13 protein-coding genes are annotated in these 15,196 nt (G+C 41.6%); 9 read left to right on the plus strand and 4 right to left on the minus strand.

Annotated elements, in window-relative coordinates:
• Window positions 1–56 precede the first annotated feature (56 nt).
• The 4 genes from gcvPA to ucpA all read left to right on the plus strand — a co-directional run bounded on the left by gcvPA (window position 57) and on the right by ucpA (window position 5,042).
• Window positions 57–1,448, plus strand: a complete 1,392-nt coding sequence (gene gcvPA / locus AC4PHI_RS01640) for an aminomethyl-transferring glycine dehydrogenase subunit GcvPA (RefSeq protein ID WP_492200591.1) — start codon at window positions 57–59, stop codon at window positions 1,446–1,448.
• A gap of 30 nt (window positions 1,449–1,478) precedes the next feature.
• Entirely contained in the window at window positions 1,479–3,038 is a 1,560-nt protein-coding gene (gcvPB, locus tag AC4PHI_RS01645; RefSeq protein WP_492200592.1) for an aminomethyl-transferring glycine dehydrogenase subunit GcvPB, read from the plus strand.
• Window positions 3,039–3,106: 68 nt separating this feature from the next.
• Entirely contained in the window at window positions 3,107–4,237 is a 1,131-nt protein-coding gene (locus AC4PHI_RS01650; RefSeq protein WP_492200593.1) for an ATP-NAD kinase family protein, read from the plus strand.
• 13 nt (window positions 4,238–4,250) lie between these two features.
• A complete protein-coding gene (gene ucpA, locus AC4PHI_RS01655; protein WP_492200594.1) occupies window positions 4,251–5,042 on the plus strand; it encodes an SDR family oxidoreductase UcpA in 792 nt (263 codons plus the stop codon).
• A gap of 181 nt (window positions 5,043–5,223) precedes the next feature.
• Here the strand turns inward: ucpA and AC4PHI_RS01660 are convergent, their stop codons facing one another.
• A complete protein-coding gene (locus AC4PHI_RS01660) occupies window positions 5,224–6,087 on the minus strand; it encodes a DUF438 domain-containing protein (protein ID WP_492200595.1) in 864 nt (287 codons plus the stop codon).
• Between the two features lie 729 nt (window positions 6,088–6,816).
• Here AC4PHI_RS01660 and AC4PHI_RS01665 point away from each other — a divergent pair.
• Window positions 6,817–7,689 carry a metallophosphoesterase family protein gene (locus AC4PHI_RS01665; RefSeq protein ID WP_492200596.1) on the plus strand — a complete coding sequence of 291 codons (873 nt, stop codon included), beginning with the start codon at window positions 6,817–6,819 and terminating at the stop codon, window positions 7,687–7,689.
• Window positions 7,690–7,750: 61 nt separating this feature from the next.
• Here the strand turns inward: AC4PHI_RS01665 and AC4PHI_RS01670 are convergent, their stop codons facing one another.
• The gene (locus AC4PHI_RS01670) at window positions 7,751–8,719 is read right to left on the minus strand and encodes a VOC family protein (protein ID WP_492200597.1); all 969 of its coding nucleotides are present in this window, start codon (window positions 8,717–8,719) and stop codon (window positions 7,751–7,753) included.
• Between the two features lie 36 nt (window positions 8,720–8,755).
• Between AC4PHI_RS01670 and AC4PHI_RS01675 the strand changes: the two genes are divergently transcribed.
• Window positions 8,756–9,346 (plus strand): alpha/beta hydrolase, encoded by a 591-nt coding sequence (locus AC4PHI_RS01675; RefSeq protein ID WP_492200598.1) that lies wholly within the window; start codon window positions 8,756–8,758, stop codon window positions 9,344–9,346.
• 15 nt (window positions 9,347–9,361) lie between these two features.
• On the opposite strand, the gene AC4PHI_RS01680 is transcribed toward AC4PHI_RS01675, so the two are convergent.
• Together AC4PHI_RS01680 and AC4PHI_RS01685 are read right to left on the minus strand one after the other, a co-directional pair.
• A complete protein-coding gene (locus AC4PHI_RS01680; protein ID WP_492200599.1) occupies window positions 9,362–9,637 on the minus strand; it encodes a GNAT family N-acetyltransferase in 276 nt (91 codons plus the stop codon).
• 4 nt (window positions 9,638–9,641) lie between these two features.
• Window positions 9,642–9,887, minus strand: coding sequence for a (4Fe-4S)-binding protein (locus AC4PHI_RS01685; protein WP_492200600.1), 246 nt, complete (start codon window positions 9,885–9,887; stop codon window positions 9,642–9,644).
• Window positions 9,888–10,435: 548 nt separating this feature from the next.
• Between AC4PHI_RS01685 and AC4PHI_RS01690 the strand changes: the two genes are divergently transcribed.
• The 3 genes from AC4PHI_RS01690 (at window position 10,436) to queG (ending at window position 15,160) form a co-directional block, all read left to right on the plus strand.
• Window positions 10,436–13,114, plus strand: a complete 2,679-nt coding sequence (locus AC4PHI_RS01690; protein ID WP_492200601.1) for a cation-translocating P-type ATPase — start codon at window positions 10,436–10,438, stop codon at window positions 13,112–13,114.
• Between the two features lie 103 nt (window positions 13,115–13,217).
• The gene (locus AC4PHI_RS01695) at window positions 13,218–13,655 is read left to right on the plus strand and encodes a hypothetical protein (protein ID WP_492200602.1); all 438 of its coding nucleotides are present in this window, start codon (window positions 13,218–13,220) and stop codon (window positions 13,653–13,655) included.
• A gap of 347 nt (window positions 13,656–14,002) precedes the next feature.
• Window positions 14,003–15,160: a tRNA epoxyqueuosine(34) reductase QueG gene (gene queG, locus AC4PHI_RS01700; protein WP_492200603.1), complete on the plus strand. Its 1,158-nt coding sequence runs from the start codon at window positions 14,003–14,005 to the stop codon at window positions 15,158–15,160.
• Window positions 15,161–15,196 lie beyond the last annotated feature (36 nt).

A 15,196-nucleotide genomic window follows, 5' to 3' on the forward strand; every position in this document is an offset into this window, starting at 1 on the left:
AGGAGGGCAGTGTCGTCGTTTACTGTTGCTTTAGAAAAATAAAGGAGGATTTTTGCATGAGCAAAAAATTTGTACATCCATACATACCCAATGGTGCTCCTGAATTAATGGAGCAAATGCTTAAGGAATTGAACATTTCCAGCTCAGAAGACATTTTCAAGGAAATCCCTGAGCATTTACGTTTTAAAGGTCGAATGAACATTCCGAAACCTAAATTATCTGAATATGAACTCAAAAGACATGTGGAAGGTATTTTGAAAAAGAATCAGACAACTTCGGACAATCTAAGCTTTCTTGGCGGCGGCACTTGGGACCATTACGTCCCGGCTGTGTGTGACACGATTGGACAAAGGGATGAATTTTTGTCAGCCTATGTGGGTGATGCTTATTCTGATCACGGAAAGTATCAAGCCCTATTTGAATCTTGTTCAATGATTGGTGATTTACTGAAAATGGAGGCGGTAAGTACGCCGACCTATGACTGGGCTAATGCTATCGGGATAGCTGCACGAATGGCGTCTCGTGTCAATGGCAGAAAAGAAGTATTGGTAGCGGGCAATATGAGTCCTTCACGTTTTTCAGTAATAGATAACTATTTGAAACCAGAAATCAGTCTCATAAAAATCGACTTCGATCAGACAACAGGTCTGATGGATCTGGATGATTTAAAGCGAAAGTTATCAGACAAAACGTCTTCTGTTTACTTTGAAAATCCGACTTATTTTGGACCAGTGGAACATCAGGGGGAAGAAATTGCAGAGATGGCTCACGCAGTCGGAGCAGAAGTGATTGCCGGTGTAGATCCGTCATCTCTGGGAGTGATTAAAGCTCCTAGCGACTATGGGGTTGACATTTGTGTGGGAGATTTGCAGCCTTTAGGTATCCATATGCAGTACGGAGGAGGTTTATCAGGATATATCGCTTCTAGAGATGAGGAAAAATATGTGGCAGAATATCCGACCTTGCTTTTTGGAGTCACTTCCACACTGCAAGAAGGGGAATATGGTTTTGGTCATGTGTTTTATGAACGGACCTCGTACGCCAACCGTGAGAAAGGAAAAGATTTTATCGGAACGACCACATCACTGTTTGGGATTATCGCAGGCGTGTATCTGGCTTTGATGGGACCCCAGGGAATGCGTGAACTAGGTGAAGGTATCATGCAGCGGGTAGCCTATGCGGTGGAACAAATCAATGATATTCCTAATGTGAAGGTGCTCTACAAGGATAACTTCTTTAAAGAGTTTGTCATTGATTTCAATCAAACAGGAAAAACAGTGGAGACCATCCATAAAGCGTTGAAAACTATGGGGATTTTTGGCGGTATTGATTTGTCCTGTTCCCGTCAGTTCCCGGAGATGGGTGAAGCAGCTATATATGCAATCACTGAAAAGATGACAAAAGAAGATATCGACCGTTTAGTCACAGCGCTGAGAAAAGTGTGCTAGATGTCAAATTAGAAAGGAGACTTGAAAAATATGCCTAAAGGAAAAGCACGTAATAAATTCCAGCAAGCGAGATGGGAAGAGCCTATCATTCATGAATTGTCTAATAAAGGAGTAAGAGGTCTTATCCCGCCAAGAGTGGAAACTGAGATTCAGGCAACGACTGAAAAGGTACTGGATAATTTGAAAACGATGAGACGGGAAGACACACCTGAATTGCCGGAGGTTTCGCAAAAGACAGTATTGTCTCACTGGTTGAGACTATCGCAAGAAACGATGGGATCAAATATCGGAAATGATATCAGTGAGGGAACGTGTACCATGAAGTACAATCCTCGAATCAATGAAGAATTTGCCAGCAATCCGTTATTTACTGACTTACATCCGATGCAGGATGAGGATACTGTCCAAGGGATGCTGGAAATCTACTATAAGTTTCAAAATTTCATGAAAGAAGTCTCAGGTTTAGATCATTGTTCCTTGCAGCCGGGCGGAGGGAACCATGCTGTATACACTGCCGCATCCATGGTTAGACAATATTGGTCCGACAAGGGAGAACTGGACACACGGGATGAAATCATCACCACCATCTTTTCACACCCGTCCGATGCGGCGACACCGGCAACTGCCGGATTTAAAATCATCACGATTTATCCGGACGAAAATGGTATTCCGGACATTGAGGCTATCCGAGCAGCAGCGTCTGAACGCACTGCAGCGATCTTTATGACCAACCCGGAAGATATCGGTATCTATAATCCAAGAGTGGATGAAGTAGTCAAAATCATCCATGATGTGGGCGGGCTATGTTTCTATGACCAAGCCAATGCTAATGCTTTCTTAGGAGTGGCAAGAGCCAGAGAAGCTGGTTTTGACATGTGTCACTTTAACGTCCATAAGACTTTCGGAACTCCTCACGGCTGTTCGGGTCCCGGAACAGGAGCATTCTGTTGTTTGGATCGAATGTTCCCGTATATGCCGGTGCCGGTAGTTGGTTTTGATAACGAAAAATACTTTCTTAATTACGATATTCCAAAAACGATCGGCCACGTCCGCGATTATGCCGGTGTTTCAGGAGTGGTATTAAAGGCTTATGCTTGGGTGATGAGTATGGGACATGATTATATGCGCCAGGCGGCAGATATTTCAGTTATCAATAACAACTATTTGGAAAAACAAATTTTGCAAATCAAAGGCATCACTAGCGCATTTCAAGATAATGGTATCACCAGACAGGAACAAGTCCGCTACAGCTTTGAAAAATTAAAAGAAGACACTGGCATTGGAACAGACGACGTGAATGCGAGGATCGTCGACTTTGGATTGCCGTCTTATTGGACTTCTCACCATCCATGGGTGATTCCAGAGCCGATGACGCTGGAACCTTGCGAAACCTATTCTCTGGATGACTTGAACGAATACGCAGATGTTTTACGGAAAGTGGTCGATGAAGCCTACAGCGACCCTGAGTTATTGAAAACAGCTCCTCATGCCTCGTCTTCTCATCGGAGGAACAAGCCGGAAGAATTGGATGATCCTGATAAATGGGCCCTGACTTGGCGGGCGTATCAAAGAAAACACTTGAATGGTTAATAAACAGCAGAGAGAGGGATGAGATATCCGCTCTCCTGCTGCAGTATCTTTGATAAGGGGGAAATCAGATGATTCGGAAAATCGGCTTAATTATCAATCCCGTCGCCGGTATTGGCGGCTCAGTAGGACTAAAAGGCAGTGACGGAGAGGAGATACAACAAAAAGCAATTGCTTTGGGAGCAGTTAAAAAAGCAAACATCAGAGCAGAAACGGCATTGAAAGAACTGATACCATTTAAAGATGAGATTGAATTATTCGCCTATCCGGGAGAGATGGGCGAGAGTGTTTGTCGTAAGTTAGGCTTTAAAGTCAATGTTTTAGGAGATTCGGCAAGAGAGAGGACAACTGCCGAGGACACAAAACTTGCTGCTGCTGATATGAAAAATCGGGCAGTGGATATTATTTTATTTGCCGGCGGAGATGGTACGGCGCGGGACATCTACACAGCAGTAGGAGATAACACTTTGGTTCTGGGGATACCGGCAGGGGTGAAAATCCACTCAGGTGTGTACGCGTTGAATCCACAGAGTGCAGGGAAGTTGATTGCTTTAATGATTCAGAACGACAACTTCGAAACCCAGGAAGCGGAAGTTATGGACATCGATGAAGAGGCGTTTCGTCAGGGAATCGTGACTGCTAAGCTGTACGGGTATTTGAAAGTGCCCTATGCCAAACATTATGTGCAAAATATGAAATCAGGTGGAGTCGCGGGAGAGAAGCTGACGTTGGAAAGAATCACACACTATATTATAAAAACAATGCTCAATGATGTTTTGTATATTGTAGGTCCCGGGACTACCACAAGAGGGATTGCAGAAGAATTGGGTTATGACAATACTTTGCTGGGAGTAGATTTGATTTACAATAAAAAAGTAATTAAAAACGATGCCAATGAAAAAGATATTTTGCAGACTTTAGAAGAACACCCTCAAGCAAAGATTATCGTGACGGTCATAGGGGGACAAAACTATATTTTCGGTCGAGGGAATCAGCAAATAAGTGCAGAAGTCATAAAAAAAGTGGGGAAAGAAAATATTATCATCATCTCAACACAGGACAAGTTGAATATAAATTTTAATGTGCCGTTGATTGTGGATACAGGAAGCCCTGAGGTAGACGACTATTTGAAAGGCTACTATAGAATTATTGTGGGTTATGAAGAGATGATCATGTATAAAGTAGGAGATTATGATTACTGATAAGGAGAAAATCATGAAAAAACTAGCTGGGAAAGTTGCATTGGTAACAGGCGGAGCAATGGGAAATGGCTTAGGTATCGCCAAAGTATTAGCGCAACATGGTGCTAAAGTCGCGATTGCTGATATTTCTCCAGAGCTGACTAAAACCATTGAAAAACTCAAGGAAGCGGATTATGATGTTTTTGGTGTTGAAATGGACGTAAGCGATACGGCAAGTGTGAAAAAAGGAGTAGAAGAAATTGTCGCCCACTATGGCACCATAGACGTTTTGATGAATAACGCAGGTGTCATTCGTTTAGGTTCGCTTCTGGATACAACAGATGAAGAGCGTGATTTTCAATTTGGTGTGAATATCAATGGGGTTTGGAATGTGACAAAAGCAGTTTTGCCGTTGATGATTGAAAAGCGGAAAGGACGTATCTGTAATATGTCCAGTGTGACCGGGATAATGGTTGCCGACCCGGGGGAGTGTGCGTATGCAACGACTAAAGCCGCTGTCTTGGGTTTTACTAAAGGGTTAGCTAGAGAAGTTGCAGAATACGGCATCACAGTCAATGCTATTTTGCCGGGCTATGTACAGACACCCATGGCGGAGCAAATTGCAAAAGAATCAACGCCTGAAAATCCTGATTTGACTACTCAGGGGATTATTGACGGTGTACCGTTGGGTCGTATGGGATGCATTGAAGAAGTTGGCGATTTAGCCGCATTTTTATTGAGTGATGAGTCCTCATATATCACTGGAACATCAGTAGTTATCGATGGGGGCAGCACTTTGCCTGAAACGATTTCTGTAGGGAAATAGTAACATGTAAATAAAAGTTGTTTCTACTGGAAAATCAAAAAAAGTAAAACAAAAAAGACATTGTCATAAGTATCGTACACCCTGAAAATCAGATTTTTAGTCTTACTTTGGGGGGTCAATACAAAGACAATGTCTTTTTTATTTATGTCAAAAGTAGCTTATTGTTAATCAATTAATCCAGTTAAGTTGCCAGTTTCACAGTGAGTGTGTCTAAGCTGTCCACTGTTTTCTCTATGGCAATCAGACGCAAGGGTTCGTTTTCATTTTCTATTTCTAATGCCCGTTTGCTAGGCTTCCATTGCGGAGGGGCAGGAATATAAGCATACCCTATAGTACGGCTTTCTTCAGCTATGGTTGTCCAGTCTTTTAAGTTGAAAATTTCCAGTGCAACAGGGATTAGAATGTTTTCTTCTTTGTGAATCATAGTATCTATTTTTTCTTTTAAAAACAGCCATTTTTCCAGCAACTCTTCGCAATTGATTTTTTCTCGGTCAAAATAATTGGTCAACTCCGTGATTGCTTCGAGAATTGTTTTGTCTGACTGTATCATTTTTTTGAAGGGAGTATCAACACCATACTTTTCCAGTATGGGAATGATTGAGGTTTCTTTCCTCGTGTAATGTTTTTTGATTTGTGCCAAGTCGGCAACGGCATTTTCTAAACTGTCTCTCTGTGAGCAATCGTCTTTTTTTATTCTTTCCAGCAGTCCGTCGATTTCATCTGTCAGCAGCGACTCCAGGACTTGGTTTTCTAATCTAAAAACATTCACCGGATGTCCCAGTTGTTCATGTTCGTAGTTGGACACGTGTATGTCACTGACAGAGCCATTGAAAACAGCAGCATGTATATTGCATAATTTTTGGATTTCACTTGGCTGCAGTCCCTGTTGGATCAAACTTTTTTCAGCTGCAGCGATATCGCTCACATCCACACCATCGAATTCCTCACGAAACATTTTTTTGGCCTCTTCAAAAGTGCCGCCTTCATTTAGTAAGGCGAGAATCTCCAAAATACGCTGTTGACGTTGTTCAAATTTATTCCCCATTAGATGTGACTCCTTTAACAATAAATTTTTGCGCGTGCCAGCACAGTTCCCGGCACTGCATTATAGATGTGTAATTTCCCCATAATGATTGTCGGTCGGTAGATGCCGGCTTATTCCTCCTTCTGTTCTTTTAGCTGCACGGACGGAAAACGTTAACAATCTACTCTATTATAGCGTGAATGAGCGGCTATTTCTATGTGATTTAATCATTTTTTCATGATAGATCGAAACGGGCAAATGAAAAGGTGTATTTGAGTGTTTAACTGGAAGAAGGTATCAGAAAAATAAGTTATTCGAAGTGATAACAGAGAATGAACGGGCGTAAATTCAGTTTTTTTAAAATACAAAAAGCTTTACATCAAAGGAGTTTCACAAAGGACATCAAGGGGACAGCCTTGATGAATTTGTAAAAAACACTTAACACTCAATGAACGGATTAGAATTCTTTAGTGGCGATGATGTAAAGCTATGAGATGATTATATCGTATTTTTGAGTTTATTAAAAGGGGGATTTGTGAATTGGAGGAAGGATGTTGGGAGGATAAAGTATGAGTGACAAAAATAAGCAGGTGTTATGTTAACTGGTGAATAGAAAACAACCGCGGCTTTGAGAGGCTGATTAAAAGAAATTTCGATTTATTAGAGAAAAATTTGTTAAAATAAAGTTAAGAGTGACATTGATAGATTAATCATGAAAAAAGGGGAAAATTGTGGGAGAGTGAAATTAAAATGAGGCACAAGATAGGATTACTAAGTGATATTCATGGTAATGTGACTGCTTTGGAGGCAGTGATTGAAGATTCTATACGAGAAGGGGTTACAGAGTACTGGTTGCTGGGGGATTTAGTGATGCCAGGTCCCGGCGCATCAGAGTTGTTCCAGTTGATTGAAGGACTGCCTTTGTCTGTTTTTGTCAAAGGGAATTGGGAGGATTGTTTTTTGGCAGGCTTGGCGGGGGACATCAACTGGGACGACCCTACCGATATTTATATAGGAAGACTGTCAAAGTATCTGTGGGAAAACATTTCTGCCAAGGAATTGGATAAAATCAAAGAATTACCTTTATATGATCAGCGCACAATCAATCAGTTGAATTTTGGTATTTCTCACAACTTGCCTGCGAAAAATTATGGCGGGTTTTTAGCAACAATAAAAAGTCAAGAGAACTTTGATGAGCTGTTTCCTTCAGGAGAAATCGATATTGCGGTTTATGGACACATTCATCATCAGATGTTGAGATATGGCAGTGCCGGACAGATGATCATCAACCCGGGAGCTGTGGGACAGCCTTTTTCATTTCGCGAGAAATTGCGTAAAGATTTAAGAGCCTATTATGCAATTTTAGAAATCGATGATGAGGGTCTTGCCCAAGTAGATTTTAAAAAAGTGTATTATGATGTGGGAAGAGAAATAGCTAGAGCAAAGCAAGCCCGACTGCCTTACGTAGATTTGTATCAAACTTTATTGACAACGGGACGGACTCAGACTCGAAATCGGGAACTGCTTGCTGAGATCAATGAGCAGCTGGGGTATAAAGAAGAGTTGGAGAGTTTTTTTAAAAGTCTTGGTTCTAGCAATAAAGACGGAAAAATCTCAAAATGAACGGGAGATTTAAACAAATCAGTCTGGAAATGTCTGCGCTGTGCACATTTCCAGACTGATATTAATTCTTTTTCCGATACTGATCTATTTTTGCCAGTTCTTCTTCAATTCGTGAGCGGTGAGGTTCAAGGAAATCCGGAAGATAAAGCGGCAGTTCGTCGACTGTGACCGTCTCTTCAACAACAGGGACAGGTCTGGTTTTAGTCGCCACTTCAAAAAGCAAGCCGTTAGGTTCTCTGAAATAAGTAGCATCAAAGAATTCCCTTGGTAATATACCGGAAGTGACCATGTTTTTATCTTCAATTTTTTCCTGAATTTCCAGCAAATCTCCGTATGTTTTCACATAGAAAGCTAAGTGGTGGATACCGCCGATGCCTTGATCTTCCAACGGGTTTATGGTGTCCTCTATGAGATGAACTTCGTGTTGGAAAATACTGTTTTTATTAGTCAAAACCGTCACCGGAAAACGGGCATCATCGATTTTTTGAGTGCAAGTGAAATCTAACCACTGTTCCAAAATTTTTTGGGTTGCTTTGGGATAGCGAATTCTCAGATGGACGGAATGAATACCCAGAATAGCATAATCAGCAGGAATATTGCTAGACGTGTTTGGCAGAAATTCTTGCTCCGGTTGTCGCAGTACTGAAAAACCTAACTTCAAACCATCCGGGTCCTCAAAACGCAGGATGAGATTCTCGCCATACTGCTCGATTCCCCAGTGTTCGATTTGATGGTCGTCCAGACGCTTTTCCCAGTAGTCAAGAGCTTCCTTGCTGGAAACGCCGAAGATAGTTCTTTCAATAGAATTAGTCCCAAACTTATTCTGTTTAAATGTATTGATTTGAAAAACGGTGAATTCTGTTCCCGGACGTCCTTCCATATCGGAGAAAAACAGATGGTACATGGAAGTGTCGTCTTGGTTAACAGTTTTCATTAAAAGTTTCAATCCCAGTATGTTATGATAAAAGTCGTAGGATACATGACTATCAGATACTAGGGAAGAAACATGGTGCAGACCTAAACTTTTCATAATATCAAATCCTTTATTCTAGATTGGAGGAAGCTGATGAATTATTTTATATCAGAAAAAAATCATGACGAATTATTTGTGTTGTTCCACGGCACAGGGGGCAACGAATACAGCCTGTTGTTTTTAACAGGAGAACTCAATCCTCACGCCAGTATTATAAGTTTTCTAGGAAAGAATGGAAAGGGAAAAGATCGGCGCTTCTTTGCACCCTTAAATAACCAGAAATTAGATGAAGGGGACTTCGAACAGGAAGTTTCTGATTTTTTACGGGAATGGGACCAACTCTCTTTGACCTCTGTGTATACTAAAATCATTTTTATAGGTTATTCTAACGGTGCCAATTTTATTCAAGGTATTTTGCAGGAGCGGCCCGATATTGCTGACAGGACACTATTACTCCATCCTCAAGAGTTTGAACTGGCATTTTCTAAGAAAAGCGAAAAAAATCAACTCTTGATAACGACCGGGGCAAACGATACGCTCAGTGTTCCCGGGAACATCCTGCAATTAAAGAAGCGCTTGAGCGATTCTTTTCCAGTAGTTGAATTGATTATCACAGACAGCGGTCATGAAATTTTCGATGAAGAAGTGTCCCAAGTCAAGACGTGGTGTCAAAAAAAAGCGTAAGCAGAGCCTTACGCTTTATTTACGCCATACGTCAGCATATTCCTCTTTTGTTTCAAACTCTTTTTTGGCAAACGGGCACAAAGGAATAATTTTTTTCCCTTCTTTTCTAGCTTTGGTGACAACTTTTGCTACCAGTTGTTCAGCCAAACCTTGGCCGCGATACTCATCTTCAACGAATGTGTGGTCAAGTATCAGCAGCTCATCCCCAGCAATAGAAAATGTCACTTCACCAATCTCAACCTCATTATCATTCAATAGTTGAAAACGTCGAGTTTCTTCTAAAATTTTCACTTGATTACTCCTTTACGATATATTTCAGTGCACCGCTGGGACATTTGTCGATCAGTGCAGTCAAATCTTCTTTTTTTGCGTTATCAGCCAAAATCCATGGCTTTCTGTCTAAATTAAAAACTTCAGGATTTCCTTTGACACAGACACCTGAGTGGGCACAGATTTTACTGTTGAAAAAAACATCCACTTCTTTTCCGGTATATTTTCGGTAACCCTGTGCTAATAGTTCTTGTTCATTCAAACTAATCATCCTCTCTGTTGGCAAGTCGTTCGTTAATAGCTCAATACTTATTTTAATCCATAAGAAAAATAAAGTCTAATATATTTCCTCGCGCCGGTACTTGATGAATGTTTGACAGGGGTGATGATAATTATCGTGATTTTAAAAGTTGGGAATAACAGGTAGACAAGATAAAAATCGGACTTTGAAGTTTTTATTGTGTTTCAGTGAGTATCTTCTTCATAAAGGGGAGATTTGCTCTCACTCCTTCATTAAAATTTTTCTGTGGTCATGCTGTGTTTTGTTGTTGAGAGCAGTAGAAAAGGTTTCCGTAAAAATAGTCTTTTTCATTTATCCATGATATTGCATCCTCGGATAATTCATGTATAATGTATAGTGAAATCTATCCATAAGGGAGTAACTTGCGGACATACGATACCGTGGCAACATCACCATCATGAAAGAAATTTCTGGTGTTGTCTTAAAAAGTGAGACTTATGTATGAACAAGGTTATTGCTCATACATAAGTCTTTTTTAGTTCTAAGTGGGCAGAAGGGCAAAATCTAGGAGGGAAAAAATGTCGGAAACAAGGAAGAAACAACTAGTTGAACCTTTTTATACTCAAACTGAAGATGAAGTATTGAAAAAGTTCAACGTCACCCGCGAAGGATTGAGTGAAGCGGAGGCTGGCAAACGTCTGGCAGACTATGGAGAAAATCAGCTGGATGAAGGAAAGAAAAAAACGCTGCTTTCCAAATTTCTCGATCAGTTCAAAGATCTGATGATCGTCATCCTGCTGGTCGCTGCGCTGGTTTCTGGAGTTATGGGAGATGTGGCTGAAGCGGGCATGATCGTGGCGGTCGTTATTTTGATGGCAATCTTTGGGGTGGTTCAAGAAGCTAAAGCTGAACAGGCTATCGAAGCTTTGAGAGATATGTCAACGCCAAATGCCAATATTTTACGAGACGGCAATACCAAAGTCGTAAAAAGTACGGAAATCGTCCCGGGCGACATCGTTCTTTTAGAAGCTGGTGATGTGATGCCGGCAGATGTACGGTTGATCGAAGCCAATTCTTTAAAAATTGAAGAGGCAGCTTTGACAGGTGAATCAGTACCGGTAGAAAAAAGTTTGGCTGTCTTGTCTGATGAAGAAACAGGCATCGGCGACCGTTTGAATATGGGTTATATGAATACCAATGTCACCTATGGACGGGGTGTCGGCGTAGTCGTTGGGACAGGTATGAACACAGAGGTTGGGAAAATCGCCAGTATGCTGGCTCAAGCAGATGAAACCAACACTCCATTAAAGGAAAACTTAAATCAGCTCGGCAAGTGGCTGACTTTTGCAATTTTAGGAATTTGTGTCATCATGTTTGCTGTAGGTATGGCTAATCTAGGTGCTGGAAAAACTTGGGTTGATATGTTGTTGACTGCTGTTTCTTTGGCGGTTGCAGCGATCCCTGAAGGCTTGCCTGCGATTGTAACTATTGTTTTGGCTCTGGGAACACAAATCATGGCTAGAAGAAATGCTTTAGTACGTAAATTACCCGCAGTGGAAACACTAGGGAGCACAGATATTATTTGTTCCGATAAAACAGGAACTTTGACCATTAATCAAATGACTGTGGAACAAATCTTCACAAATAATGAAGTTCAGGCATCAGCAAGTGACATCTCTCATGAGGATATGACTTTGAAAGTCATGAATTACTGTAATGATACGAAGTTTTCTTCAGAGGGTGCTTTGATTGGAGATCCTACGGAAACAGCCTTGGTGCAGTACGGGCTGGATAAATCATTTGATTTGCGTCAAGCGTTGGAAAAAGAACCGAGAATCGCAGAAGTTCCTTTTGATTCTGAACGTAAATTGATGACAACTATTCATAAATTATCAGACGGACGCTATTTTGTAGCGACAAAAGGGGCGCCGGATGAATTGTTGAAACGCACGGTCTCCTTTGATTTGAATGGTGACGTTCGGCCGATGGATAAAATGCAAGAAGAATTGATTTTGACGACGAATACTAAGTTGGCAAAACAGGCACTGCGTGTTTTGGCAATGGCTTATAAATATGTAGATGAAGTACCGGAAAACATGGTTTCGGAAGAAGTCGAGAAAGATTTGACTTTTGCCGGTTTAGTGGGAATGATCGACCCAGAGCGGGAAGAAGCGGCAGAGGCTGTTCATGTTGCTAAAGGCGCAGGCATTCGACCTGTGATGATTACAGGCGACCATCGGGATACGGCAGAAGCAATTGCTGAACGCTTGGGTATCCTTGAGAAAGGTCAGCATGACGCAGTCATTACCGGTGCAGAACTGAATGAAATGTCAGATGAAACATTTGCTGAACGTGTGGATCACTATTCAGTCTATGCCCGTGTGTCTCCTGAACATAAAGTGCGAATCGTAAAAGCATGGCAATCCAAAGGAAAAGTTGTTGCTATGACCGGTGACGGAGTAAACGATGCACCAGCACTGAAAACAGCGGACATTGGTATCGGTATGGGAATCACCGGTACAGAAGTTTCAAAGGGAGCCAGTGACATGGTACTGGCAGACGATGACTTCTCTACGATTATTGTGGCGGTCGAAGAAGGACGTAAAGTCTTTTCAAATATTCAAAAGACGATTCAGTATTTGCTGTCTGCAAACTTGGGAGAAGTTCTGACGTTGTTTATTGCTACGCTGCTTGGTTGGGATACGTTACTTCCAGTACACCTTTTGTGGATTAATGTGGTGACAGACACTTTCCCTGCGATTGCTTTAGGGTTGGAACCGGCGGAACGGGACGTGATGGAGCAGATGCCACGTGGGCGGGACTCCAGCTTTTTCTCAGGGGGAATTTTGAGCAGTATCGTGTATCAGGGGATTTTGGAAGCGGGTATCACTCTTGGTGTTTACTTGTATGCCATCGAATTCCCGGTACATCATGGAAATGAAGTAGCGATTCATGCGGATGCTTTGACGATGTCCTTTGCTACTTTGGGATTAATCCAACTGTTCCATGCCTTTAATGTGAAGTCGGTCCATGGCTCCTTGTTTAAGGTTGGACCGTTTAGAAACAAAGCATTTAATTATGCTGTGCTGCTTTCTTTCGTTTTATTGGCTGCGACAATCGTCGTTCCCGGATTAAACGATTTGTTCCAAGTAGCTCACCTTGATGTCCATCAATGGGCCGTCGTGGCAGGGGCATCACTTTCTATTTTGCCGATTGTGGAAATTGTGAAGTTTTTCCAGCGCAAGCTCCTCTATTAACATAAAAACTAAAAGAGCAGTATTTTTTACTGCTTCTTTTTTTTATGGTCAAAAAAAGGTACAATAGGGCAATGGAATACTATTGTAGAAGAAAGGATACGAAATGAAAAAAAATAATCTCACTTATTATATTCAAAAAATAAATCAGGTGGTCGAAGAAACGGAAAAAACAGGAGAAACTATGCACCCTTCTTTTGAAATTATCCGCTCCGCCATCGACGAAGACAAGGCAGGTGAATTGACCCCGGAACAAATCATTGAGATCAGAGGTTCGTTTGCCGATGGAGTTTTGAAGTATCAGGAGCTGGTGGAAGTTATTAAATCACTGAAAGCTCCAGCAAGAGTGATCGGAATTCACAAAAAACTCGAACGTTCTTATGGTTTGTATGTGGAGGGGTGTCAAGCGATGGTTGAATCCTTATCAGAGGACGGATCGGGTGTGGCCATAGATGATTTCAATGACGCCGAACAAAAGCAAGACGAAGTGACAGACAAAATAGCCTTCTGTATCCAACGTATGACAAGCATATTATTAAAATAAGAATATTTAGGATTTGTAGAATCTTTTTTGTGGACAAAATACATAAACCGTAGTATCATGGGTCCATAACCAACAACAACCTTTTTATTTTTCATTTTACTCCTCCAGAGTAAAATAACTCCTTTTTTCCACTACGGCATCCAGCCGTGGTGGTTTTTTGTTTGTGAAATAAAAATTAGTTGCTTTCATTCAGTAAGCGTTCTTTTATGAGCCGTTTTTTAAAATCTGTCAGGCATGATAGAATAAGTAGAAGAGAAGTGTTTGACACGGGCTCTTAAAATGAGCCTGTTGTTTAGAATTTTTTTTGCTGTCGGCAACAGCTAAGTGAAGATGATAGGGGAAAGAAAATGAATCACGCACTCAAAGAAAAAATCATTGTTGAAAGTAAAAAGATCGGTATCGATAAAATCGGCTTTACTGATGCGGCTCCGTTCAGCCATTTGGAAAAAAGTTTGCGGGAGCAAAAAGATGCCGGGCACACCACCGGCTTTGAGCATCCTAATATCGACGAGCGGATATATCCTCAGAAAATTTTTGACCATCCCCGTTCCATTATAGCTATCGCACTGGCCTATCCCACAAAAATATTAGGCAAAGCCGACATTGTCCGGGGGGAACGGCGGGGCAGCTTTGCCCGGGCTTCTTGGGGGACAGACTATCATCAGATTTTGCGGGAAAAAATGGCCCGCCTAATTTCATTTATTGAACAGGAGGTCTCCAATGAACTGGGGCCTAGGTTTAAACCCATGGTGGATACGGGGGAACTAATCGATGTGGCAGTTGCCCAGCGAGCTGGATTAGGATTTATTGGAAAAAATGGTTTGCTAATCACGGAAGAATTCGGCTCCTATGTATATTTGGGAGAAATCATCACCAATATTCCTTTTGAGAAAGATATGCCAATGGAAAGTCAATGCGGCAAGTGTACCAAGTGTGTGGATTTATGTCCCACGAGTGCTCTTCTTGGAGATGGCAGGATGAATGCTCAGCGTTGTTTATCTTATCAAACCCAAACGCGTGGCATGATGCCGGAAGAATACCGTGAAAAAATCCGCACAGTTATTTACGGCTGCGATATTTGCCAACAGGTTTGTCCTTTTAATCAGGGCAGAGATGCCCATCACCATAAAGAAATGGAGCCGGACCCGGAAATCGTGACACCTTTGTTGAAACCTCTTTTGACGATTTCCAACAAAGAGTTCAAGCAGAAATTCGGTCATCTGGCAGGAGCGTGGCGGGGGAAAAAACCAATCCAGCGCAATGCGATAATAGCTTTAGGTAATGCCCGTCAACGTAATGCTTTACCTGATTTGTTGACAGTGGCTGAAAATGATCCGCGACCTGATATCAGAGCCACGGCAATCTGGTCAATCGGAAAAATTACTGGACGCAGGCTGGATGAAAGTGTTAAAGCATCTTTAGTCAGACTTTCTGCTCAAGAGAAAGATGAAATTGTGCTTTTGGAAATCAAAAAAATCTTGTCGCCGTCCTCTGAGACGGAATAAAACAATTGATTCTTGCCAAAAGATAGTCTACTATTA

It is taken from the genome of Vagococcus sp. QWL-13, assembly GCF_058683555.1.